This is a genomic window from Kitasatospora sp. NPDC048286 (assembly GCF_043201735.1).
Taxonomy (GTDB): domain Bacteria; phylum Actinomycetota; class Actinomycetes; order Streptomycetales; family Streptomycetaceae; genus Kitasatospora.
Genome location: NZ_JBICZE010000008.1, coordinates 246,412 through 268,232, shown reverse-complemented (window position 1 = coordinate 268,232; position 21,821 = coordinate 246,412). Strand labels below are relative to the sequence as shown.

General features: G+C 74.3%; 20 protein-coding genes. 12 read left to right on the top strand and 8 right to left on the bottom strand.

What is annotated here, in order from left to right:
* Positions 1 to 34 precede the first annotated feature (34 nt).
* The 5 genes from ACGF13_RS21215 to ACGF13_RS21195 all read right to left on the bottom strand — a co-directional run bounded on the left by ACGF13_RS21215 (position 35) and on the right by ACGF13_RS21195 (position 4,853).
* Complete coding sequence (locus ACGF13_RS21215) at positions 35 to 1,609, bottom strand: cytochrome P450 (RefSeq protein WP_392877279.1); 1,575 nt, start codon at positions 1,607 to 1,609, stop codon at positions 35 to 37.
* A 64-nt stretch (positions 1,610 to 1,673) separates the two neighbouring features.
* Positions 1,674 to 2,327, bottom strand: a complete 654-nt coding sequence (locus ACGF13_RS21210; RefSeq protein WP_392877277.1) for an ATP/GTP-binding protein — start codon at positions 2,325 to 2,327, stop codon at positions 1,674 to 1,676.
* Positions 2,308 to 2,670, bottom strand: coding sequence for a DUF742 domain-containing protein (locus ACGF13_RS21205; RefSeq protein WP_392877276.1), 363 nt, complete (start codon positions 2,668 to 2,670; stop codon positions 2,308 to 2,310). The genes ACGF13_RS21210 and ACGF13_RS21205 overlap by 20 nt, the downstream gene beginning before the upstream one ends.
* 78 nt (positions 2,671 to 2,748) lie before the next feature.
* Positions 2,749 to 3,135 (bottom strand): roadblock/LC7 domain-containing protein, encoded by a 387-nt coding sequence (locus tag ACGF13_RS21200; protein ID WP_392877274.1) that lies wholly within the window; start codon positions 3,133 to 3,135, stop codon positions 2,749 to 2,751.
* A gap of 17 nt (positions 3,136 to 3,152) precedes the next feature.
* Complete coding sequence (locus tag ACGF13_RS21195) at positions 3,153 to 4,853, bottom strand: sensor histidine kinase (protein ID WP_392877272.1); 1,701 nt, start codon at positions 4,851 to 4,853, stop codon at positions 3,153 to 3,155.
* A 443-nt stretch (positions 4,854 to 5,296) separates the two neighbouring features.
* Here ACGF13_RS21195 and ACGF13_RS21190 point away from each other — a divergent pair, with 443 nt between their 5' ends.
* The 10 genes from ACGF13_RS21190 (at position 5,297) to ACGF13_RS21145 (ending at position 14,849) form a co-directional block, all read left to right on the top strand.
* On the top strand, positions 5,297 to 5,986 hold the full coding sequence (locus tag ACGF13_RS21190; RefSeq protein WP_392877270.1) for a cyclic nucleotide-binding domain-containing protein: 690 nt from the start codon (positions 5,297 to 5,299) through the stop codon (positions 5,984 to 5,986).
* A 122-nt stretch (positions 5,987 to 6,108) separates the two neighbouring features.
* Positions 6,109 to 7,041: a hypothetical protein gene (locus ACGF13_RS21185; protein ID WP_392877269.1), complete on the top strand. Its 933-nt coding sequence runs from the start codon at positions 6,109 to 6,111 to the stop codon at positions 7,039 to 7,041.
* Positions 7,038 to 9,221: a hypothetical protein gene (locus ACGF13_RS21180; RefSeq protein ID WP_392877267.1), complete on the top strand. Its 2,184-nt coding sequence runs from the start codon at positions 7,038 to 7,040 to the stop codon at positions 9,219 to 9,221. Before ACGF13_RS21185 ends, ACGF13_RS21180 begins: the two co-directional genes overlap by 4 nt.
* Positions 9,205 to 10,164 carry a hypothetical protein gene (locus tag ACGF13_RS21175; protein ID WP_392877265.1) on the top strand — a complete coding sequence of 320 codons (960 nt, stop codon included), beginning with the start codon at positions 9,205 to 9,207 and terminating at the stop codon, positions 10,162 to 10,164. The genes ACGF13_RS21180 and ACGF13_RS21175 overlap by 17 nt, the downstream gene beginning before the upstream one ends.
* A gap of 155 nt (positions 10,165 to 10,319) precedes the next feature.
* The gene (locus ACGF13_RS21170; protein WP_392877264.1) at positions 10,320 to 10,775 is read left to right on the top strand and encodes a Pycsar system effector family protein; all 456 of its coding nucleotides are present in this window, start codon (positions 10,320 to 10,322) and stop codon (positions 10,773 to 10,775) included.
* A gap of 128 nt (positions 10,776 to 10,903) precedes the next feature.
* A complete protein-coding gene (locus tag ACGF13_RS21165; protein ID WP_392877262.1) occupies positions 10,904 to 11,839 on the top strand; it encodes a class I SAM-dependent methyltransferase in 936 nt (311 codons plus the stop codon).
* Positions 11,823 to 12,419: a GNAT family N-acetyltransferase gene (locus ACGF13_RS21160; RefSeq protein ID WP_392877260.1), complete on the top strand. Its 597-nt coding sequence runs from the start codon at positions 11,823 to 11,825 to the stop codon at positions 12,417 to 12,419. The genes ACGF13_RS21165 and ACGF13_RS21160 overlap by 17 nt, the downstream gene beginning before the upstream one ends.
* A 98-nt stretch (positions 12,420 to 12,517) precedes the next feature.
* Positions 12,518 to 12,931, top strand: coding sequence for a hypothetical protein (locus ACGF13_RS21155; protein ID WP_392877258.1), 414 nt, complete (start codon positions 12,518 to 12,520; stop codon positions 12,929 to 12,931).
* Positions 12,932 to 12,945: 14 nt separating this feature from the next.
* Positions 12,946 to 14,217 carry a sensor histidine kinase gene (locus ACGF13_RS21150; protein ID WP_392877256.1) on the top strand — a complete coding sequence of 424 codons (1,272 nt, stop codon included), beginning with the start codon at positions 12,946 to 12,948 and terminating at the stop codon, positions 14,215 to 14,217.
* On the top strand, positions 14,214 to 14,849 hold the full coding sequence (locus ACGF13_RS21145) for a response regulator (RefSeq protein WP_392877254.1): 636 nt from the start codon (positions 14,214 to 14,216) through the stop codon (positions 14,847 to 14,849). The genes ACGF13_RS21150 and ACGF13_RS21145 overlap by 4 nt, the downstream gene beginning before the upstream one ends.
* Before the next feature lie 43 nt (positions 14,850 to 14,892).
* On the opposite strand, the gene ACGF13_RS21140 is transcribed toward ACGF13_RS21145, so the two are convergent.
* Positions 14,893 to 15,882: an alpha/beta hydrolase gene (locus ACGF13_RS21140; RefSeq protein WP_392877252.1), complete on the bottom strand. Its 990-nt coding sequence runs from the start codon at positions 15,880 to 15,882 to the stop codon at positions 14,893 to 14,895.
* 185 nt (positions 15,883 to 16,067) lie between these two features.
* Here ACGF13_RS21140 and ACGF13_RS21135 point away from each other — a divergent pair, with 185 nt between their 5' ends.
* On the top strand, positions 16,068 to 18,149 hold the full coding sequence (locus tag ACGF13_RS21135) for a hypothetical protein (protein WP_392877250.1): 2,082 nt from the start codon (positions 16,068 to 16,070) through the stop codon (positions 18,147 to 18,149).
* 115 nt (positions 18,150 to 18,264) lie between these two features.
* Complete coding sequence (locus tag ACGF13_RS21130) at positions 18,265 to 19,713, top strand: WGR domain-containing protein (RefSeq protein WP_392877248.1); 1,449 nt, start codon at positions 18,265 to 18,267, stop codon at positions 19,711 to 19,713.
* A gap of 112 nt (positions 19,714 to 19,825) precedes the next feature.
* On the opposite strand, the gene ACGF13_RS21125 is transcribed toward ACGF13_RS21130, so the two are convergent.
* Positions 19,826 to 20,455 carry a hypothetical protein gene (locus tag ACGF13_RS21125; RefSeq protein ID WP_392877246.1) on the bottom strand — a complete coding sequence of 210 codons (630 nt, stop codon included), beginning with the start codon at positions 20,453 to 20,455 and terminating at the stop codon, positions 19,826 to 19,828.
* Positions 20,456 to 20,628: 173 nt separating this feature from the next.
* Entirely contained in the window at positions 20,629 to 21,720 is a 1,092-nt protein-coding gene (locus ACGF13_RS21120; RefSeq protein ID WP_392877244.1) for an LLM class flavin-dependent oxidoreductase, read from the bottom strand.
* Between the last annotated feature and the right edge of the window lie 101 nt (positions 21,721 to 21,821).

Genomic DNA, 21,821 nt, shown 5'->3' with positions numbered 1-21,821 from the left:
GGCCCGTCCCTGCCGACCCGTACGACCGGGCCGCTCAGCGCCGGAACAGGCCGGTGAGCGCGTCCCACCAACTGCGGCGCTGCGCCGGGACCGTCGGGGCCGCCTGCCCCGACGGCCCGGCGCGCTCGGCACCCCGGGCCGCCGGGACGGCCGGTTCCGCCGCCGCGTCCGGCCGGTCCGCGTCCGCCCGGCCCGGTGCCGCCCGGCCCGGTGCCGCCCGGCGCGGCGCAGCGTCCGCCTGCCCCGCCCTGGCCTGGTCCGCCTCCGCCTGCTCGGCCTCCGCCACCGAGACCGGGTCCGGTTCGATGTCGCGGGCCGTGAACTCCACCGGCAGCGCCGTCAGATGACGGGAGATCCAGGCCGAGCTCCAGGTCAGCTCCTCCTCGGGCACCGCGAGCCGGACGTCCGGCAGCAGGGTGAGCAGGATGTCGATCCCGGCCTCGGCGACGTGCCGCCCGATGTCCTGGCCGGGGCACTCGTGCGGCCCGGCGCCGAAGGACACGTGGGAGCGGTTGCCGTACAGCGGTGCCGTCAGGTCGGGCCGGACCACCGGGTCGACGTTGCCGGCCGCGAGCCCGAGCAGCAGCAGGTCCCCGGCGCCGATCCGCTGCCCGCCCAGCTCGGTGTCGGCGGTCGCCCAGCGGCCGGCCACCAGGGACATCGGCGGTGAGTCCCAGAGCACCTGGTCCAGCGCCTCGCCCAGGGTCATCTGGCCGCCGGACAGGTGGGCGCGGAAGCGCGGGTCGGTGAGCACCATCTTCAGTGAGTCGGCGATCAGGTTGACGGTGGTCTCGTTCGCGGCCAGCAGCACCACCCGCAGGTGCTCCATCACCTCGTCCTCGGTCAGCCCGGCCGGGTGCGCCAGCAGACGGCTGGTCAGGTCGTCGCCCGGGCTCTCCCGCTTGATGGCGATGGTCCGGCGCAGACCGGCGACCACGTACTCGTTGCTGGCGATCGCCGTCTCGGTGCCCTTCAGCAGGTCCCGGGCGGCGGTCACCAGCTGCGGCCCGTACTCGTCCGGCATGCCGAGCAGTTTGGTCATCACCAGCATCGGCAGGTGCTCGGCGAACTGGGAGATCAGCTCGGCCCGCCCGGTCGGCCCGACCACCTGGACCAGGTCGGTGGTGAAGCGGCGGACGTGGCGGCGGATGCCGCGCCGGTCGAAGCCGTTCAGACCGTCCAGCAGCGCGCCGCGCAGCCGGCGGTGCTCGTCGCCGTCCGCGAACACGCAGATCGGCTGCCAGGCGACCACGGGCAGCAGGGGGGAGTCCGCCGGGACCTCGTTGTTGCGGAAGGCGCTCCACAGGCGCGAGTCCCGGGAGAACAGCGAGGGGGTGCGCATCACGGTGATGTTGGCGCCGTGGCCGAGCACCAGCCAGGCCCGGTGGTCGCCGTGCAGCAGCACCGGGGCCACCTCGCCGTGCTCGGCGCGCAGCTTCTCGTACAGGCCCGCAGGGTCGGTCTCGGCCTCCGGGCCGTACAGCCGGCGCAGGCCGCCGGGGCCGGTCGGGGAGACGGCGCCGCCGCCCGCGTGGGCCGGGCAGCCGGGCGGCGGGACGGCGGCCGACGCGTGGGCGGGGCCGGCGGGTTCGGGGAACGGGGTGGTCAAGGGGGTCTCCGGTCGCGGATGGGGTTCGGTGACGGGCGGTCGTACGCTCGCCCGGTCGTACGGGCTACGGGGCCGGGGCCGACGGCGCCGGGACTGACGGGGCCGCGGCCGACGGGGCGGCCAGCTCGTACAGGTAGTGCATCAGGGTCATCAGGGTGTCCCGGCCGGACTCCCGGCTGCGCGCGTCGCACGTGACGATCGGCACTTCGGGCGGCAGGTCCAGCGCGCCCCGCAGCTCGTCGACCGGAACGGCCGGCGCCTCCGCGAAGCCGTTGACGGCCACCACGAAGGGCACGCCGCGCTCCTCCAGCCGCCCGATCACCTCGAAGCTGACCTCCAGCCGGCGGGTGTCCACCAGCACCACCGCGCCCAGGGCGCCCTCGAACAGGCCGTTCCAGAGGAACCAGAACCGCTCCTGGCCGGGGGTGCCGAAGACGTACAGCACGAGCCGGTCGCTGATGCTGATCCGGCCGAAGTCCATGGCCACGGTGGTGGAGGTCTTCTGCTCCACCCCGGTCGGGTCGTCCACCCCGACCCCGGCCTGGGTCATGGTCTCCTCGGTGGTCAGCGGGCGGATCTCGCTGACCGAGCCGACCAGCGTCGTCTTGCCGACGCCGAAGCCGCCGACGACCACCACCTTGACCGCCGTGGTGACGGTGTCCGGCAGCACGTCCGCACCGGCCGGCCCGACCACCGCGTCAGAGCCGTTGAAGTCCATGGATCACCGCCTCCAACAGGGCACGGTCGGGGAGTTCCGCCGCGGGCACGGCGGCACTGCGGGCCTCGATCAGCCCGTCGTCGAGCAGGTCCGCCAGCAGCACGATGACCACGCTGACGGGCAGTTCCAGGTACGCGGAGACCTCCGCGACCGAGAGCGGGGAGCGGCACAGCCGCAGGATGGCGGCCTGCTCCGGCTGGTGGGCGGGGGTCGGCTCCGCGCGGGAGACGATCAGGGTGACCAGGTCGAAGACCCCCGGTCCGGCGGGGCCGCTGCGGCCCCGGGTGATCACGTACAGCCGGTCCGGCTCAGGGCCGTCCCAGCCACCCTGCTCGGCCGTCATGCCACCGCCTCACTGTGCTCGTTCATGTGCCCGTCCCGCCGCCGGAACCCGTCGCGGCGGGACGGGCCGGGGGCCCGTTCACGCGACCGCCTCGGGGTTGCGCGGCGGCGTGGAGAGGTGCTCGCCGATCCGGGCGACCAGGTCGCGCATCTGGTGGCTCACCAGCCCGGCGTCCACACCCTCTTCGGCGAGCACCGCGAGGTAGGCGCGGTCGCCGGCCGCCATCAGGTAGAAGTAGCCGCCGTCCACCTCGATCACCACCAGCCGCATCGAGCCGTCGCCGTGCGGGAACTCGTGGCCGATCGCGCCGGCCAGGCTCTGCAGCCCGGCGCAGGCGGCGGCGAGGCGGTCGGCGGTGTCCGGGTCGGTGCCGTACTGGGCGATCCGCAGGCCGTCGGCGGACAGCACGATGACGTGGCGCACGCACGGGACGCTGTGCGCGAGGTCGTTGAGGATCCAGTCCATGTTGCTGCGGTGCGGAATCACTGCTCGCCCTTCCCTGCCGTGTCTTCACTGGTGTCTGCGGCGCCGGTGTGTCCGGATCCCGTGCCGCGTCCGGTGCCGCCCGGCCCGGACGGGCTCGGACCGGTGCCCTTGATGCCGTTCATGAAGTCCTCCAGCCACAGGCCGGGTTGCTTCGGCTCCCTCGCGGGGCGCGACGCCTGGGCCGGCGGTCCCGCCATCGGCCCCGCCGTCGGACCGGGCATCGACCCGGGCATCGTCCCGGACGGCTGGGCCATCGGCCCGGCGGGCTGGGCGGCGGCGCGCGCGGCCCCGCCGTAGCCGCCCCGGGGCACCATCGGGCGGCTGCGCCGGCGCTGCGGCAGGCCGTTGGGCGTCCACTCGGTCACGATCACCTCGTCATCCCCGGCGCCCGGGCCGGAGGGGCCCCACGGGTTGGTCGAGCCGTAGGACGGCCCGACGCCGGCGGAGGTCGTCCGGGTGCCCCAGGGGCGGCCGGGGGCCGCGTGCCGGGGCGGGTTCGGGGGGAGCGGGCGGGGGCCGGAGAACGCGCCGATCCCGTGCGCCCGCCCGGTCGGCGGCGCGGTGGTGAGCAGCTCCTGCGGCACGACCAGCACCGCCCGCACGCCGCCGTACGCGGAGCGGCGCAGCGAGATCTGGAAGCCGTACGCCTGGCAGAGCCGGCCGACGATGGCGAAGCCCAGCCGGGGGGACTCGGTGAGGTCGTCGAAGTCCTTGGAGACCATCGCCTCGCGGATCGAGCGCTCGGCGCGGAACCGGGCCTCGTCGGTGAGGCCGAGGCCGCCGTCCTCGATCTCGATCGCCATCCCGCTCTGCACCTCGGAGGCGCTCAGGTGCACGTGGGTGTGCGGCGGGGAGTAGCGGGTGGCGTTGTCGAGCAGTTCGGAGACGGCGTGGATCAGCGGTTCGACGGCCGGTCCGGTGACGGAGATCTGGGCCACCGGGTGCAGGTCCACCCGCTGGTACTCCAGGATCCGGGACATGCCGCCGCGCAGCACGCTGTAGAGCGCGATTGGACGGGTCCACTGGCGGCCGGGGCGGGCGCCGGACAGGACGGCGATGCTGTCGGCGAGGCGGCCGGTCAGCGCGTTGCCGTGGTCCAGGCGCAGCAGGTCGTCGAAGACCGCCGGGTCGTTGCCGTGCCGGTCCTCCATCTCCCGCAGGTCCTTGGCCTGCCGGTGGATGATGGCCTGCACCCGGCGGGAGATGTTGACGAAGGCCCGCTCGGCCGAGTCGCGCCGGCTGACCTCGTCGTCGACGGCCTTGGCGACGCCCTCGGCGACGGCCACCAGGGAGCGGCGGAACCTCGGCGAGACGGGTGCGTCGCCCTCCTCCAACGGGCGGGTCAGGATGTCGAAGGAGTAGCCGTACCGGGCCCCGGCGACGATCCTGCGCATCTCGCCCCGGGCGAGCCGGTCCAGCTCGTCCTCCTGCCCGGCCAGCCGGCGTTGGAGGTCCTCGACCTGCCGGGCGTGCCGGTCGCGCGACTCACTCAGCGCCCGCCCGCGGCGGGCCGACTCGGCGGCCACCACGGCCACCAGCACGGTGCCCGTCGCCCCGCACCACAGCACCTCGGCCCGGGCCCCGGCGGCCACCGCCGCGGCGACCGCCACGGCCGCCGCCATCACGGCCGTCGGCAACAGCCAGCCGAGCAGGGGCGCTCGGCGCCGTCTGGTGGGCGACGATCCAGCTCGAAGCATTCAGCATCCTCAGACAATCGGAACAGTACGGGGACAAACGGGGGACCGGATCCGGAGGCGTGGTGGTGCAGCATAGCCAAGTTCAGGACATCCTGACCGAAAGTCAAAAATACCGTCCCGCAACCGACTTGTCGCAACCTGTCGGACAACACCGACATCCCGCACACCAGTCGCAACCCGGACCGGCCACCGCCGCCCCACCAGGCTTCTCGCCCCGCCGCCCGCGCGCCGCCGACCCGCCCCGGATTCGCTCATGCGGAGGGTTTCCGTGCCAAGTCCGGCCACCCGCCCACGAGTTCGTGCTACGGCGGCAAACCCCGGTCAACCATGGCCCCGGCAATCACCCGCACGTGGGACACGCGCACCGCGTCCGGGCCGGTGGTGCGCACCACGAGGCCCGGATTCGGATGCGTGCGGCCCGCGGTTCCTCCTAGGGTCGTCGCATGGACGATCACGACAGCCGCACACCCGGCCCACTGGGCCGGACCCTGCGCCACCTCATGGGCGACGCGGCCTGGACGGGCATGCTGGACGGCGCGTTCGAGCGCAGGCACCCGATCGGCACCACCCTCCTGCGCCAGGGCGAACCGGGCACCCACGTCCTCGCCCTGCTGGCCGGAGTGGCCAAGGTCAGCCGCCGGGAGCGCGACGGGAGCGTCCGGCTGCTGGCCTTCCGCGGCCCGGGCGAACTGCTCGGCGAAGTGGCCGTCCTGGACGACGGCGTCCGCTCGGCCAGCGTCCAGGCGATCTCGGACTGCACGGTCGCGGTCCTCGCCAAGGCCGCCTTCCTGCGTTTCGTCGCCGATCGTGAGCTGTTCCCCGTGATGGTCCGCTACGCCATGGGTCGGCTGCGCGAGTCCGACCTGGCCCGCACCGGCGGTGACGTCGTCCCCCGGCTGGCAGCCGCCCTGGTGGCCCTCGCCGACCTCTCCGTCGACCCCGCCCCGACGGCCGGCCGCCGGATCGAACTCGCCCTGACCCGCGACGAACTCGCCCAGCACCTCGGCGTCTCCCGCAACACCGTCACCACGGCCCTCGCCGCCCTGGCCGCCCACCACGTCGAGACCGGCCGGAAGTCCATCACCCTCGCCGACCTCCCCGCCCTCCGTCGAGCGGCGGCGCCTGCGGACTGAAGGGCCAACTCCTCGAGGTGTCCTCCGTCACATGTTTTCTGCACTGAGCGAGCACACCGGACCACGCTGTGTCGCGAAGCTGGGTGACGCAAGGTCAGCACGGGAAACCGCGAGGAGCAGAGATGACGGAGTTCGACCAGCCGATGCCCGAGGCCAGCGCCCTGCCGTACAGCCGCAGCCGACACCTCCCGCCGTACCGGGGCATCGTCGCCGTGGACGCCAAGGACTTCACCGGGTACCCCGCGATCGAGCACGGCGTGATCAGCAGGTCCGTGCCGCAGGTGCTCAAGTGGTCCTTCGAGCGGGCCGGACTGGGGGAGGTCTGGAAGGACCGGCGGTTCCCCGACTCGACCGGCGACGGATACGTGTTCGGCTTCGACCCGGGCTGGATGCCCTTCCTGATCCACCCCTGGCTGAACACCCTCCAGGAGGTGCTGACGGAGTTCAACGTGCACTCGGTCGGAACGGTACGCATCCGACTGCGGGTCAGCCTCAACATCGGCCCGCTCCCGGACGCCGGTGGCGAGTTCGACGGCAACGGCACCCCGCGCAACGACACCCACCGGCTGCTCGACTCCCGGCCGGTGAAGGCCATGCTGGCCGCGTCCAACGAGAGCATCACCCACGTCGCGGCCATCCTGTCCGACCGCTGCTACCAGGACGCGGTGGTCAGCGGCTACACCGGGCGCCACCCCGACCACTTCATCGAGGTGCCGGCGACCGTCGAGGGCAAGCGCTTCGACCAGCAGGCGTGGCTCTACGTGCCCGCGCCGTCCGGGAACCTCTACGACCGCCGGATCCTCGGCGACGCCGTCGTCGAGGAACAGGAGGGACGGGCCGGCGGCCAGAAGGCGGACCGGCCGGCGGAGGGGCGTCGGGTGCCGAGGACGGTCGTGAACCAGCGGGCCGACGGAGGAAACCTGAACAGCGGCACGGTGCACGGTGGGCAGAACATCACCAACGTGCGTGGTGACTCCATCAGTGGCTTCGGCGGCGACTACGTTCGGGGCAACAAGGACACCGTCCACGGCGACAAGAACGAGCACCACCGGTGAGCCCCGACGAGCGCCCGGCCATCGAAGGACCGCTTGGCGCGCCGGGCTCCGGCCCCGACCCCGACTTCGATGACTTCGGCGACGAGTTCGCGGGCCGGTTCGCCGCCTGGGGACCGGGCGGCCAGTTCATCTTCGCGCCGAACGGCAACATCAACACCGGCGCGGTGCACGGGGACCAGCGCGTCGAGAACGGCGCCACCGGGGCGGCGCCGGGCAGCGGCGAGCGGGTCGAGGCGCAGGACGGCCCCATCTCCGCGATGGAGATCCTGGCCGCCCAGACCGGGTACGCGAAGCCGGACTGCTTCCCCGAGGCACTGAGGACGCTCGGCACCCGCCTGCTCTTCCTCACCGGTGAGACCGGCACCGGGCGTCGCACCACGGCCCTCAACCTGCTGTTCGAGGGCAGCGGAAAGAGCCTGGCCCTGCGTGCACTGGACAGCGACTCGGACCTGACGTCCTGGCGGCCCACCGACAGCGAGGCGCGCGGGTACCTGGTGCACGGCCTGTCGCTCAGGGTGCGGTTGGGACCGGCGGCGGTCGCCAAGCTGCGCCAGCGATTGGAGGAGGCCAAGGCCGTCATGGTGGTCCTGCTGCCGCATGACGCGGACCGTCTCCGCGGCGTCGTCCGCGAACTGGACGTCAGCCCGGTGCGCTACACACCCCCGTCGCCGCGTGCGGTCTTCGACGCCCGTCTGGAGGCGGTGGTGCCCGATGCGAAGCGACGCCAGGCGCTGCTGGACCGGCTGGAAGCGGATCTGGACGACCTGCTGGCCCCCGAGCTGGTGCCGGCCCAGGTCGCCGAACTCGTCGACGAGGTGAGCCGGGCCGGTGATGAAGGACCCGACCCGGTCGACCTCGGCCAGAGGCTCAGCTTCCTCGCGGAAGAGGAGGTCCCGGAGCTCCTGAAGGCGCTTCGCGAGGACCCGGACGCGCTGGCGTTCCTGCTGGTGACGAGCGTCCTGGAGGGTGTCGACCACCGGATCATCCGGGATGAGACCGACCGCTTGCTGGCACTGGCCGACGGCCGCCTGAACGCTGTGCTGAGGGCGGGCGCGGAAGGGCAGAGCGAGCAGAGTCGGCTCACGCGGGGCGAGACCCTGCAGCCGAATCCCCGATTCGTGTTCCGGCGGTCGCTGGACGACCTGTTGGCGACTGTGCGGGCCGAATGCGCTCCGGGTGGGACGGGGAGGACGTCGAACTACGCCTACACGGTGGAACCGATCCGGTTCAAACGCCATCGGCAGGCGGAGACGGTGCTACGGCACGTATGGCGCCAGTACGGGCAGGTGTCGGGACTGCTGACCGAGTGGATCAACAAGGTTCCCGCCACCGAGTCCGACCTGGCCATCCCGATGGGACGTGTGGTGGGTATGGCTGCGGGCTGGAGCGGTGCCCGTCGGGCCCTGACCCACATCGGCATTCTGGCCAAGGCAGATCAGGTGCGGAGCCGGAGCATCGCCGTGTACGCGCTGGGGATCGCAGCCCAGGACCCGATTCTCGTCGGCGAGGTAAAGCACCGGCTCAACAGCTGGAGCGTCAACGGCGGCTGGCAACTCCGGTGGACGGCGGCCGGTGCCTGCGGTGGAGACTTCGGCGCAGCCCGGCCTGAGTTCGCGCTCTCTCTGCTCCGGCGTTGCTTCCGTGGGGAGGAAGGGAAGGAAGCCGAGGTGGCCGCGACGGTGCTCTGGTCACTTCAGCGTCTCTTCGACGGCGGAAACCAAGCGGCCGTGTTCCGGAAGCTTATGGACTGGGTGGACCGGCCGGGGCCGGACACCGAACTCGCCCTCTTCGCCTTCCTCAATCTGCTCCATGACCCGTTCTGGTTCCTGCAACAGTTGGGCCCCGACGGCGAGTTCGGCGGTGGTGTGGTCGCGTTCGTCCGACGGTCCCTGAACCACCAGCGAATGTTCACCGGTGTCAGCGGCAGGCTGCTCGACTGGTGCCGGCAAGCGGTTTGGGACGAACCGCTCCGCGTACCTGTGGAGACGCTGCTCATTGCGCTCGCCCAGGAGATGCGCCCCGGCGAGCTGGGGCTGCTGACCGCGATCGACCGCAGCGACGATCCCGACCTGGTCGGCCGCGACATCGCCCGCCGTGCCCTGGAGGCCTGGCGGCGGGGCGAGCCCCAGCCCTACCAGCCCACCCCCGCCTTCGGAGGACCCGATGACCCTCGACAGTGACCCGCCCGTCTACACCCAGGCCACCCGTGCCCCCTGGCGGGAGGTCCTCTGGCACCGGTGGTCCGGGCGGCGCGACCGCGCGCTGGTCGTGGGGGACCGCCACGGGCTCTACCAGCAGCTGGGGAAGGGCCGTCCGAGACTGGCGGCCGTGGGGGAGAAGCGCGGGGTCGGCGCCCGGCTGGGACTGTGCGGCTTCGACCAGGCGTTCCTGGTGGACCTCGCGGAGCGGCCGGGCGTGCGGGCGGTCCGCCTCCGTACCTCGTACGGCACGGAGTCGCTGGAGGTCCACTTCCTGTGGTGGGTCCACGACGCCGCGCGGGTCGTGCAGACCAGGACCAGCCAGGGCGGGCTGCCGGTCCGCAAGGACATCGATGGGCGGCTGCACCACCTGAAGGAGCAGTTCGCCACTGCGGGGGCCAGGCTGGGCCCCGAAGAGCTGCTGCAGTACCTCGCGGCTCCGTACGTGTTGCCCCACTGCGGCCTCGGCTACCGCGTCACGGACGTCTCCGCACGCGAGCGCGGCAACGAACTGCGGCTCGGGGAGCCTGACGCGACGGACGTGCCGTTCGACTGGACCGTCAAGAGCGAGGAGGAGTACGACTTCTGCCGGCGAGCGGTCCAGGACGGCCCGCTCGCGCTCGCGGGGTTGTGGCTCGCCAGGAAGCCCGACGAGGTGCGCGACGTCCTGGACTGGGTGGTCAACCACGCCGATCTGCTCCGAGGCGAGACCACCTGGCAGGACCAGATGGCGCTCATGCTGGGCAAGGTGACGGAGCAGGAGCAGGAGGAGCTGTCCAGGATCCTGCGGGACCGCCTGGTCGCCCTCGGGCGGCAGGTCCCCGGGCCTGCTCCGCATTCCCCGGGGCAGGCGCCGGGCTTCACCAAGCTCCACACCCACGTCAACGGCTGGGCCGGCGGTGTCCCGAACGGGGCGCCGCGATGACCCGGTCAGCCGTACGCCGCGAGCCGCCGCCGTGCGGGACCCGCAGGCGGTCCGTGGGCAGAAGCCCTCGGAGGCCGGCCCTTCGGCGGCCCCGCCGGTCCGTTGCGCCGATGGAGGTGTCCGGTCCGTCCTCCGTGTCGGCGATGGAGCGCCTGATGGCGGCCAACAGCGCGGAGCTCGTCCGGGCCGACACCAAGGCCGCCGTGTTCCTGGCCTTCACCGGGGCGGTGCTGGCCACCTTCATGCCCCTGGACGGCGGCGCCGGTTCGGGCTCCCCGGCCTGGCTGGCTCCGCTTCTGCGCTGGAGCGCCGTGGTCAGCGCCCTGCTGGCAGCCGGGTGCTTCGCTTCCGCGCTGGTGCCGCGCCACCGCAAGGGGCGGAGCAGCGGGGCAGCCGGGCCGGGGTACTTCGAGCACATCGTCCCGGGGACGGGCTCGGACGGGCTGCGCCGGGCGTTCGAGCGGGTGGGGCGCGATCCGGCGGGGCCGTTGCTGTCGGCGCTGGCCGGTACCAGTGCGATCATCCGGGTGAAGTACCGCTGGATCGAGGCCGGGACCGTGCTGCTCCTGCTGGCGCTTCCGCAGTTCGTGCTCACCCTCCGGCCATTGTGACGGCGGGTCGTTGACGGGCCCCGGCCGCATCACGGCCGGGGCCGGTGGCATGGCTGAGGCAACAGATGTTGCGCAGTGGGGCAATGAGTGTTGACGTTCGCCGCCGGCGGTCCGTACAGTGCCGGGCCATGGAGACGGGTGATCTTGGTCGGCGGGTGGCGGAGGATGTGGCCGGTGGTGGCGGGGTGGAGGGGCTGCGGCGGCTGTCGGGGGTGATCGAGGCGCTGGAGGAGCGGCGGACGGAGCTGGTGGAGGAGCTGCGGCGCGGGCGGGAGGCGACCTGGGAGGAGATCGGGCGGGCCTGCGGGATGACGCGGCAGGGGGCGACCAGGCGGTGGGCCGGGCGGCTGCGGGCGCGGTCGTTCGGGGTGGCGGCGGACGCGTACCAGCACGGTCGGCCGGGCTATCCGCGGGCGCTGATCGGTTCGGCGGTGCCCCGGGAGGCCCGCCGGGTGCTCGATCTGGGCGCCGGGACGGGCAAGTTGACCGGGATGCTGGTCGAGGCGGGCCTGGACGTGGTGGCGGTCGAGCCCGACGAGGGGATGCGGGCGCGGCTGGCCGCGGCGGTGCCGAAGGCGGCCGTCCGGGCGGGCTCGGCCGAGCGCATCCCGCTGCCGGACGGCAGCGTGGACGCCGTGGTGGTGGCGCAGGCCTGGCACTGGTTCGACCCGGCGGCCGCGCTGCCGGAGATCGCCCGGGTGCTCGCCCCCGGCGGGACGCTCTCGCTGGTGTGGAACGTCCGGGACGAGACCGAGCCCTGGGCCGCCGCACTCGGGTTGCTGATGCACCGTTCGGCGCGGCAGCGGATCGACACCAGGCCCGTCCTCGCGGCGCCGTTCGGCGCGCCCGAGCGGCTGGAGATCGGCTGGGAGCACCTCACCACCCGGGCCGGGATCGTCGACATGGTCGCCTCGCGCAGCTACGTGATCGCGCTGCCGGAGGACGAGCGGGTCCGCCTGCTGGCCGACGTCGAGCAGCTGCTGGCCACCCACCCCGACCTGGCGGGCCGCGACGAGATCGCCCTGCCGTACGTGACGAGGTGCACCCGTGTCCGTCTCGGCTGAGCACGACCGGCGGCCCGCGGCGCACTCCGTGGTGCGCTCCGTGCTGCTGCGCCGCCTGGGCGTCGCGGACGCCGAACCGTACCGGGCCTTCCGGCTCGCGGCGCTGCGCGAGACGCCGAGCGCCTTCACCTCAAGCCACGCCGAGGAGGCCGGCAAGCCGCTGTCCGCGACGCTGCGCCGGCTGGCCGGGGCCGAGTACGGTCCGGGTGCCCTGATCGGCGCCTTCGACGGCAGCGGCGCACTGATCGGCACCGCCGGGCTGAAGGTGCCGCGGCGCAGCCAGGAACGGCACAAGGGCACGCTGTACGGCATGGCGGTGGCCCGCGGCGCGGGCGGCCGGGGCATCGGCCGCGCCCTGGTACGGGAGGTGCTGCGCACGGCGGCGGACGACGGGCGGCTGCGGCAGGTGCTGCTGACCGTCTCGGAGGGCAACGACCCGGCCCTGCGGCTCTACACCGCCTGCGGCTTCGAGGTGTGGGGGCGGGAGCCGAGGGCGGTCCTGGTGGAGGGGCGGGCGGTCGCGAAGCTGCACCTGGTGTGCCTGCTGGACGGGGAGCGGCCGGCGGAGGCCGGGGACTGACGACGGCCGGCCGGCAACGGCCCGCTGACAATTGTCACGGTGCACCGGTGTGCGAACACACTGCCCCGCGTGGCAGTTCCGCGACCAGCATGGACGCCATGAACTCCACCGACCTGCAGCACCCCTACACCCGTCGGGCCTTCCGCACCGTGCGGCGGCTGGTGCTCGCCTACCTCGGCCTCAGCGTCGTCACGCTGGCGGCCGCCATCGCCCTCCGTGACCACCACACGATGGTCAACGCGCCGGTGCTGGTCCGCGGCACCATCGTCGTGGCCAGCGCCGCCCTCACCCTCCTGCTGACCGCCCGGGCCGCCAACGGATCCCGCGGCGCCTTCCGGCGGCTGCGGATCCTCTCGGCCGTCATGATCGTCGCCGTCGGCACGATCATCGCCCTGCCGGGTACGTTTCCGGTCTGGATGAAGGTCGAGCAGGGCGTCTGCGGGCTCGTCCTGCTGGGTGTGGCCGCGGTGGTCAACGGACGGCACCTGCGTAGCGTGTTCGCCAGGCTTTGAGGAGGGGGAGCAAGGTGACCGGCTTCGACGGCGGAGCTCATGACCGCGACGGCGGAGGTCGCGCCCGCGGGGACGGTACCCACGACCGCGCCGGCGAGGACGGTGCCGCACCGAGCCCCGTCCAGCGCTGGAGCCGGGGCTGGCGGCGCCTCCTGCTGGGCAGCGGGATGATGGTCTTCCCCGCGCTCACCGCCGTCGCCGTGGGCGGCACCGTCTCCGGGGCGGCCGCGGTCGCCGGGTACGCCGTGGTCCTCGCCTTCTGCGGCTGCTACGTCCTGCTGGCCCTCGCCCTCGGGCTGGGCCGGCGGCACTGGATGGCACCGCTGCTGGCGGTGATGACGGTGCTGTTCCTGGCCGTGCTGCCGTTCGCCCACGAAAACGCCTTCTTCCTCGCCACCGTGGTCGTCTCCGCGGTGGCGATCCAGTGGCGCGAGCACGCCGCCAAGGCGGTGGCGGCCGGGGCGCTGGCCGCACTGGTGGTGCCCTGGGCGGTGCGCCCCTGGCACACCGGGCCCGGCGGCTTCCAGGCCCTCGCCCTGCTGTTCACCTCGCTCACCTGCGGTGCCTTCGCCGAGATCGCCGCCACCAACAAGGCCCTGGTCGCCGCCCGCGCCGAGGTGGCGCAACTCGCCTCGGAGGCCGAGCGCAACCGGATCGCCCGGGACCTGCACGACCTGCTGGGGCACTCGCTCACCGCGATCACCGTCAAGTCCCGCCTGGCCCAACGGCTCGCGGGCAAGGCCCCGGACCAGGCGGTGGCGGAGATGGCCGCGGTGGAGACGCTGTCCCGCCAGACGCTGTCCGACGTGCGCGCCGCCGTCAGCGGCTACCGCGAGGTGACCCTGTCCGGCGAACTCGCCCGTGGACGCGAACTACTGCGCGCCGCAGGGGTAGTGGCCGACCTGCCCACGGCGGCGGACGTCGTCGCGCCGGGGGAGCGCGAGCTGTTCGGCTGGGTACTGCGCGAGGGGATCACCAACGTGGTCCGGCACGCCAGGGCCGAGCGCTGCTCGGTGCTGTTGACCGCCGCCTCGGTGGAGATCCGCGACGACGGGACCGGTGTCCGCAGCGGCGCCGGCCCCCGGTCGGGCCGTACGGGCGACGGCAGGGGCAGCAGGGGCCTGGCCGGACTGCGCGAACGGGTCGCCGCGGCGGGCGGTACCGTCGAGGCCAGCCCGCTCGACCCGCGCGGGTGGCGGCTGCTGGTCACCGTTCCGCCGGGCGGGCCCGGCCCCGGTAGGTCCGACCTCGGCGGGTCCGACTCCGGCCACGAAGGGACGACATGACGATCCGCCCGGTCAACCCGGACAACCCGATCCGCCTGCTGCTCGCCGAGGACCAGGAACTGGTCCGCACCGCGCTGGGCACCCTGCTCGACCTGGAGGATGACTTCGCCGTGGTCGCCGCCGTCGGCCGCGGCGACCAGGTCGTGGGGGCGGCCCTGGAGCACCGGCCGGACGTTGCCCTGCTCGACATCGAGATGCCCGGACTGGACGGCCTGGCGGCAGCCGCCGTGCTGGCCCAGCAGGCGCCGTGGTGCCGGGTGGTCATCCTCACCACCTTCGGTCGCGCGGGGTACCTGCGCCGGGCCATGGAGGCGGGTGCGGTCGGCTTCGTGGTCAAGGACGCACCGGCCGAGGTGCTCGCGGACGCGATCCGCCGGGTCGCGGCGGGGGAGCGGGTGGTGGACCCGGAACTGGCCGCCGCCACCCTGGCCGCGGGCGCCTCCCCGCTCACCGCCCGCGAGCGTGACGTGCTGAACGCCTCCCGCCCGGGCGCCGGGGTGGCCGAGATCGCCGGCAAGCTGTACCTGTCCGAGGGGACGGTCCGTAACTACTTCTCGTCGGCCATCGCCAAGACCAGTACCCGCAACCGCACCGAGGCGCTGCGGGTCGCCGACGAGCGCGGCTGGCTCTGAGCAACGGCCGGCCGACCGCCGGTCACTCGGAGCCGGGCCGGCCTCACTGCTGGAGGACGCGGCGCAGCCAGCGGGTGCGGGCGTCGTGGGCGTCCCGGCTGACGGCCGCGTGCGGGGCGAGGCTGTCGAAGCCGTGGCAGGCGCCGGGCCACACGTGCAGTTCGGCCTCGCCGCCCGCTCGCCAGATCGCGTCGGCGTAGGCGACGGCCTCGTCCCGGAACGTCTCGGCGGACCCCACCTCGACGTACGCCGCGGGCAGTCGGGACAGGTCGGTCGCGCGGGCCGGGGCGGCGTACGGCGAGAGGTCGGCAGCACCGTACCGGTGGCCGAGCACCGCCTGCCAGGCGGTGGCGTTGGACGTGCGGTCCCAGGTGTCGTGGCCGGCCAGCTGGTGGCTGGAGAAGGTGTCGCCGCGGTCGTCGAGCATCGGGCTCAGCAGCAGCTGGCCGAGCGGCGCCGGACCGCCCCGATCGCGGACCAGCAGGGCCAGCGCCGCGGCGAGCCCGCCACCGGCGCTCTTGCCGCCGATGACCACGCGTCGCGCGTCCACGCCCAGCGCGCCCGCGTGCTCGGTCGCCCAGGCGAGTCCGGCGTAGCAGTCCTCGACGGCGCCGGGGAAGCGGGTGTGCGGGGCCAGCCGGTACTCGACGGAGACGACCGCCAGCCGCAGCGGCAGCGCCCAGCCGCGCAGCAGCCGGGGCAGGACGGACCAGGCGTTGCCGGTCACCATCCCGCCGCCGTGCAGGTAGTACAGCAACGGCAGCTCCTCGCGGATCCCGGCGGGCCGCGCGCTGACGAGCGTGACCTCGCCCCCGCCGTCGGCCCGCGGCACGCGCAGCTCCGTCACCTCGAACCGGTCACCATCGCGCAACTGGTCCGGGGTCGGGCGGGGCCGGGCGGCGAGGTCGCGTTCCTGCCAGGCCGTCAGGCCCTCCGGGGTGAGTACCTGCCGCGCCCGGTCGCCGGCGGACGCCAGTGCCGCCCGAACCTCCGGGTCCAGCGGAGGCACGCCCCCGACCGCCGATCCACCCATCACCGGTACCCCCTCGCCGTGCGGCGCCGGTCGGCGCCGATCTCCCCAGCTTGCCAGCACCACCCGTACGGGGCCGCGGTGCCCCCGCACCGCCCCGGACCGCCCGCGATCAGCGGGTGCCTCGGCGGTGCGTCCACGCCACGGTGACAGGGGAGTTGTCGGTCCCGCCTGCGAGGATCGCGCCCATGGACCTCACCGCCGCTCTCGCCGGGCTCGACGCCCACCCCTGGGCCACCGTCTCGCACGCGTGCGGCCCCGCCGACGACCTGCCCGCCCTGCTGCGCGCGCTCGCCGAGGGCGACGACGAGGCGGCCGAGGAGGCGGTCTCCGAACTGTACGGCTGCATCCTCCACCAGGGCACGGTCTACTCGGCCAGCGTGGACGCGGTGCCGTACCTGGCCGGGATCGCCGCCGCCGGGACCCGGACGGTCGAAGTCCTCTGCCTGCTGGGCGGGTTGGCCGAGAGCGAGGACGAGTGGGAGGTGCCGGAGGGTGCCGTGCGGGCCGCCGTGGCCGATCAACTCCCTCTGCTGCTGCCCCTGTTGGCCCACCAGGACGAGGACGTCCGGCTGACCGCCGCCTGGGCCGTTGGCCACACCCGCGAGGCCGGCGCGGCGCTGGCCGCCCTACGGGAGCGCTGGGCCGCCGAGGACGATCCGCACGTGGCCGCCGAACTGCTCGTCGCCCTCGGCCGGTCGGACCTCGGCACGGCCGCCGCCGAGGCCCGGCTCCTGCTCGCCGGGCAGACCGAGGCGCCGCTGCGGCTGGCCGCGGTCCTGGTCTGCCTGGACAACGAGGAGCGGTGGGACGCCGACCACCACGCGGCCGTGCTCGGCCTGCTGCCCGCCCGCGAACTCACCGTCGACCGCTACAGCATCCACCACGAGGAACTGCTGTACACGGTCGTCGACGCCCTGCTGGAACGCGACACCGACGCCGACCGCGAGGCGGCCCTCGCCCTGCTGGAGGCCGCCCTGCGCGACCCGCGCCCCGAGGTGCAGGCCGAGGCCCTGTGGGCGGCCGACCACGCCTGCCACCTCTCACGCAGCGCCCCGCCGCGGCTGATCCCGGCCATCGCCCCGCTCGCCGCCCAGGCCCCGGCGGCGAGCCTGCTGGCCAAGCTCGGCCCGCTCGCCGCCGAAGCCGCGCCCGTACTCGTCGAACTCGCCGGCCGGCCGGACGACGAGGCGGCCGACCAGGCCCTCGCCGCACTGGTCCGGATCGCGCCCCGGCAGGCCGCCCCGCTGCTCGCCCGCGACCTGGCGCGGCGCCCGCACGCCCGCCGTGCCGCCGGCGGCTCCCAGGGCCAGGCCTTCCCCTTCGACCGGGCCTTGCTCGCCGCCGCCCGCGTCCGGCTGGCCGTCGACGGGCTCGGCGACAACGAGACCGCCCACCTGGTCGACCTGCTGCGCCAGTGGGGCCCGCCGGCCGCCGCCGGCCTGCCCGAACTGTGCGCCGTGCTGCCCCGCTTCCCGTACGCCGCCTCCGCCGTCGCGGCCGTCGTCGCGGGCGGCCCGCCCGAGGCACGCGAGCGCGCCGCCGAGGCGCTGCGGGCACAGGCCGGTCCGCTCCAGGTGGCCCGCGCCCACCACGAGGTCACCGGCGACCCGGGCCTCCTGCTCGACGCCGTCACCGAACGGCTGACGGCCTCCCGCGAGCTCGCCGAGGCGGCCCAGGCGGCCGCCGACCTGGGCCCGGCCGCCACCGGACTGCTCCCGGCCCTGCTCGCGGCGGTGAGCGACGGCCCGGAACCGACCGTCCCGCGGCTGGACGCCGACGTCGCTATAGCCCGTGCCGTCTGGCAGATCGACGGCGACGCCGAGGAGGCCGTCCGGATCCTGGCTTCCGTCCTCGACCGCACGGCCGGGAGCGGGTCGCGGTACGGCTGGACGGTGGTCCCCGCGCTGCGCGCCGCCGCCTCCCTCGGGGCGGCCGGCCAGGGCCTGACCCCCCGACTGGAAGCGCTGCTCGACGATCCCGAGAAGGCCGCCGACGCCGCCCGCGCGCTGCTCGACATCGCTGATCCCGACACCGTCGACCTCGGCCGGCTCGCCGGGGCCGCGCTCCACTCGGCCGAGACGGGCGCCGACGTCAGGGGCGGCTGCGAGGCCCTGCACGCACTCGCCGCCGCCGCCCGGGACACCTCCCTGCTCCCGTACCTCGGCGACCTCGTCGAGGGCGACCGCCGGATCGTCACCTCCGGCCTCGCGTACGACATCATCCGCGAGGACGAGCGGCTGCGCGCCCTCCTGGCCGAGCTGTACTGACCTCGGCGGTCCCGCCCCCCCGCGGAGCCGATTGTCAGTGACGGGCCGTAGTTTTGGAGGTGTCGGCGGGCCGCCCCCGCCGCCCCCATCTCCGATGCCCGAAAGGGGCCGCACCGTGTCCGTCGCCGTGGAAGAGCAGGTCACGTACCTCGAACTGTCCGAGGACGAGGGGAGCGCGCACAAGTTCTACGAGGTGCGGCTCGCCGGCCAGGTGGTGACGGTGCGGTACGGGCGGATCGGCGAGCCCGGGCAGAGCAAGTCGACGACGTACCCGAGCCCGGAGAAGGCGGCCGCGTCGGCGGCCAAGAAGATCGGCGAGAAGGTCCGCAAGGGCTACGCCCCGGCCGTCCAGGGCGTGCGCCAGCGCCGGGCGGTGACCAGGCGGGAGATCGTCAGCACCCGCTCGACCGCCAACCAGGCGCCGCTGCTGTGGCGCTTCCGCTCCGGCTCGCCCGCCTTCGGGATCTTCGTCGGCGAGGAGCACGCCTGGGTCGGCAACGAGCGCGGCGACGTCTACACCCTCACCCACGACGGCGAGGTGACGGGCCGCTACGGCCTGCCGGACGGTGTCAAGTGCATCGTCGCCGACGACTGGTGGATCTACGCCGGCTGCGACGACGGCAAGGTGTACGACCTGGGCGGCAAGATCCCGCGCGTCGCGTACGAGATAGCCCAGGACGTGGACATCTTCTGGCTCGACATCCACGACGGCGTGCTGGGCGTCGCCGACGAGCGCGGCGGGCTGACCACGGTCGACCACGAGGACGAGTTCCAGTGGCGCCGCCAGGCCGACGGCCGGGCCGGCTGGATGGTGCGCTGCGACGCCGACGGTGTCTACCACGGCCACTCGCGCGGCGTCGCCCGCTACGACAACCGCAGCGGCGACCAGCGCTGGCACACCCCGACCCAGGGCGAGGTGCTGTTCGGCTGGCAGGAGGCCGACGAGGTGTTCGCCGGGACCGCGCGCGGCTGGGTGCACCGGCTGCGGAAGTCGGACGGCGCCGAGGTGGCCGCCTACCGCTGCGACGCCGCCGTCTTCTCCTGCGCGGCCTCCCCGGACGGCGAGTACGTCTTCGCCGGGGACAACCACTCCTCGGTGTACTGCTTCGCCGCCGACGGCACCCGGCTGTGGAAGCTCGCCACCGGCTGCGGCTCGGCGTACAGCATGCAGTACCGGGACGGCCGGCTCTACCTGGTGACCACGGACGGCTCGCTGGCCTGCCTGGACGCCAGCGAGCAGGCGGTCCGGGCGGCCGAGAACGGTACGCTGCCGAAGACCGCCGAGGTCAAGGGCGCGGGCTGGGAGCCGGTGCTGGCCGGCGCCGGGCTGGAGACGGTCACGGTGGCCACCGCCCGGACCGGCGGCGAGGTGGAGGTCGAGTGCGTCCAGGACGGCGCCCGGCTGCGGATGCGGGTGGTCTCGCAGGGCTACGACTCGTCGTGGCGGGTGCAGTTCCCCAAGGACATCCGGATAGCCGGGGCACGCTACCTGGTCGCCGAGGTGCGGGAGTCCGCCTCGGGCGGCTTCTACCGCGCGCGCGGGGAGATCAAGCGCCTGCTCTGAGCCGGCGGCCCGGTCACCTGCCGCACGCGGCAGGTGACCGCGCCTCGGTCGGCCGTCCGGGTGTGGCTGCCCGCGCCGTTCAGACCCGACCTCGACACCGGCGGGTTCTGAGTCAGTACCGGTCCGCGAGGTGGCCGTAGCCGCCGGTCGTCCAGACGATGCGGCGGAACTCCGGGAGGCTGAGGGCGGTGGGGGCCCGGCCGGGGGCGGGCGGGAAGTGGACGGTGCCGCAGCGGGCGCAGTACCAGGCCTGGGCCCAGAGCTGTTCGGCCCGGGCACGGCCGGAGAGTTCGCGGTCCGCGGCGGCGCGGAGCGCGGCGGCGGTCACCAGGAGGGCGACGGCGGCGATGACGGCGGTCACCGGGATCGCCACGGGGATCTCGAAGGCCTGGTGGTCCCGGACCGGGGTGGCGAAGGCGGGCGTGTCGTCGTTGAACTGCCGGGCGAAGGCCCCGGCGAAGAAGGTGAAGAAGGCGATCGCGAGGGCGGTCACGCCCAGGCCCGTCGCCACGCGGCCGGGTGGCTGTTCGCGGATCGGTGCGGGTGCCAGGGCCCGGGCGAGGTCGGAGACGACCTCGCGGGTCCGGTGGCTGCCGGCTCCCTGCTGCGAGGGTCGGACGATCACCCTCGTCCGCCCGGCGTGGTAGACGGCGGGGACGCTGCGGACCTGGTCGGTGAGCCGGCACCTCGGACAGGGCTGCAGGGTCGGTGGCGGTACGGGTGCGGCTTGGTACGGGCCCATCACGGTCTCCCCCCGTGTCGGCGTCCGGCCGGGCGGCCGTCCGTCCGTACCGGCCTGTGAGGCCGTACCGGGCCCGGGAGGACGAATCGGTACGGGAGGCCGTGCCGGACGCCGTGGTTGCTGCGGATTCCCTTGCCCGGTAGGCCCGTTGGGGAAACCGCGAGGCCGCCCGGTCAGCGCTCCCCAGGACCCACTGCCGGAGCGGAAGCGGAAGCCGAAACCGGAGCCGAAACCGGAGCCGAAGCCGGACGCCAGCCGAGCGCGGGCCCGAGGCGGGTCGCCAGGTCGGTGAGGATCTGCACGTAGTCCTCGTGCTCGAAGGAGAACGGCAGCGCGAAGGCCACCTCGTCGACCTCGCGGTAGCCGGCGTGGGCGTGCAGCCGCTGGACGAGTTCCTCGGTCGTCCCGACCAGGTCGGGGGCGAACAGCAGCCGGGCCGGGCCCTGCGGGGCGAGGGTGCGCGGGGTGCGGGCGAGGGCGTAGGCCCGGTACTTGGCGCGCTGTTCGGGGGTGGCGCTGTCGGTGGGGATGACGACCAGGCCCTGGGAGATCCGGGCGCGTTCGCCGTCGGGGTGGCGCTCGCGGAAGGCGCGGATCTGGGCGGCCTGGATGGCGGCGAAGTCGAGTGGCCCCTCCTGCTCCTCCGGCTTCACCACGCTGCTGGTGAGCAGGTTGATGCCCTGCTCGCCCGCCCAGCGGGCCGAGCGCAGGCTGCCGGCGCCGTACCAGAGCCGGGAGGCCAGGCCGGGGGAGTGCGGCTGGATCCGGCGCGAGTACTCCTCGATGCCCTCGGTGCCGGCGAAGCCGGAGGCGTCCTCGCCGCGGACCAGGGCGAGCAGCCGTTCGGCGCGCCGGGGGCTGAAGTCCTCCTGCTCGCCGGTGTCGGGGTAGAGCGCGCCGCGCACGTGCTCGTAGTGGGTGGGCGGGCCGACGCTGAAGCCGGGGTTGAGCCGGCCGCCGGAGAGCACGTCCACGGTGGCCAGGTCCTCGGCGAGCCGCAGCGGGTTCTCCCAGCCGAGCGGGGTGACGGCGGTGCCGAGCTGGATGCGGCTGGTGCGCTGGGTGGCGGCGGCGAGCACGGCGATCGGCGAGGAGATGCCGTACTGGAGGTGGCGGTGGCGCAGCCAGGCGCTGTCGAAGCCGAGCCGCTCGCCGAGGGTGATGAGGTCGAGGGTGGACTCGTGGCCCCGGCGGGGGTCCTTCTCGTCGAAGAGCCCGATGGTCAGGAAGCCGAGTTTCCGCAGCGGGTGAGGGGTCGGCGACATCGTGGGCTCCACGTGGTGAGGGGCGGGCCGGTCGGGTGGTGCGTTCCGAACGTACGCAGCCGCCGCGCCGCCGGACAAGATCGACGCGCGATCCGGACACC

Excerpts from the sequence above, each read along its gene's own strand:
- ACGF13_RS21210 (WP_392877277.1), bottom strand. The coding sequence starts at position 2,327 with ATGGACTTCAACGGCTCTGACGCGGTGGTCGGGCCGGCCGGTGCGGAC.
- ACGF13_RS21205 (WP_392877276.1), bottom strand. The coding sequence starts at position 2,670 with ATGACGGCCGAGCAGGGTGGCTGGGACGGCCCTGAGCCGGACCGGCTG.
- ACGF13_RS21200 (WP_392877274.1), bottom strand. The coding sequence starts at position 3,135 with ATGGACTGGATCCTCAACGACCTCGCGCACAGCGTCCCGTGCGTGCGC.
- ACGF13_RS21195 (WP_392877272.1), bottom strand. The coding sequence starts at position 4,853 with ATGCTTCGAGCTGGATCGTCGCCCACCAGACGGCGCCGAGCGCCCCTG.
- ACGF13_RS21190 (WP_392877270.1), top strand. The coding sequence starts at position 5,297 with ATGGACGATCACGACAGCCGCACACCCGGCCCACTGGGCCGGACCCTG.
- ACGF13_RS21185 (WP_392877269.1), top strand. The coding sequence starts at position 6,109 with ATGACGGAGTTCGACCAGCCGATGCCCGAGGCCAGCGCCCTGCCGTAC.
- ACGF13_RS21175 (WP_392877265.1), top strand. The coding sequence starts at position 9,205 with ATGACCCTCGACAGTGACCCGCCCGTCTACACCCAGGCCACCCGTGCC.
- ACGF13_RS21170 (WP_392877264.1), top strand. The coding sequence starts at position 10,320 with ATGGCGGCCAACAGCGCGGAGCTCGTCCGGGCCGACACCAAGGCCGCC.
- ACGF13_RS21165 (WP_392877262.1), top strand. The coding sequence starts at position 10,904 with ATGGAGACGGGTGATCTTGGTCGGCGGGTGGCGGAGGATGTGGCCGGT.
- ACGF13_RS21155 (WP_392877258.1), top strand. The coding sequence starts at position 12,518 with ATGAACTCCACCGACCTGCAGCACCCCTACACCCGTCGGGCCTTCCGC.
- ACGF13_RS21145 (WP_392877254.1), top strand. The coding sequence starts at position 14,214 with ATGACGATCCGCCCGGTCAACCCGGACAACCCGATCCGCCTGCTGCTC.
- ACGF13_RS21140 (WP_392877252.1), bottom strand. The coding sequence starts at position 15,882 with ATGGGTGGATCGGCGGTCGGGGGCGTGCCTCCGCTGGACCCGGAGGTT.
- ACGF13_RS21135 (WP_392877250.1), top strand. The coding sequence starts at position 16,068 with ATGGACCTCACCGCCGCTCTCGCCGGGCTCGACGCCCACCCCTGGGCC.
- ACGF13_RS21125 (WP_392877246.1), bottom strand. The coding sequence starts at position 20,455 with ATGGGCCCGTACCAAGCCGCACCCGTACCGCCACCGACCCTGCAGCCC.
- ACGF13_RS21120 (WP_392877244.1), bottom strand. The coding sequence starts at position 21,720 with ATGTCGCCGACCCCTCACCCGCTGCGGAAACTCGGCTTCCTGACCATC.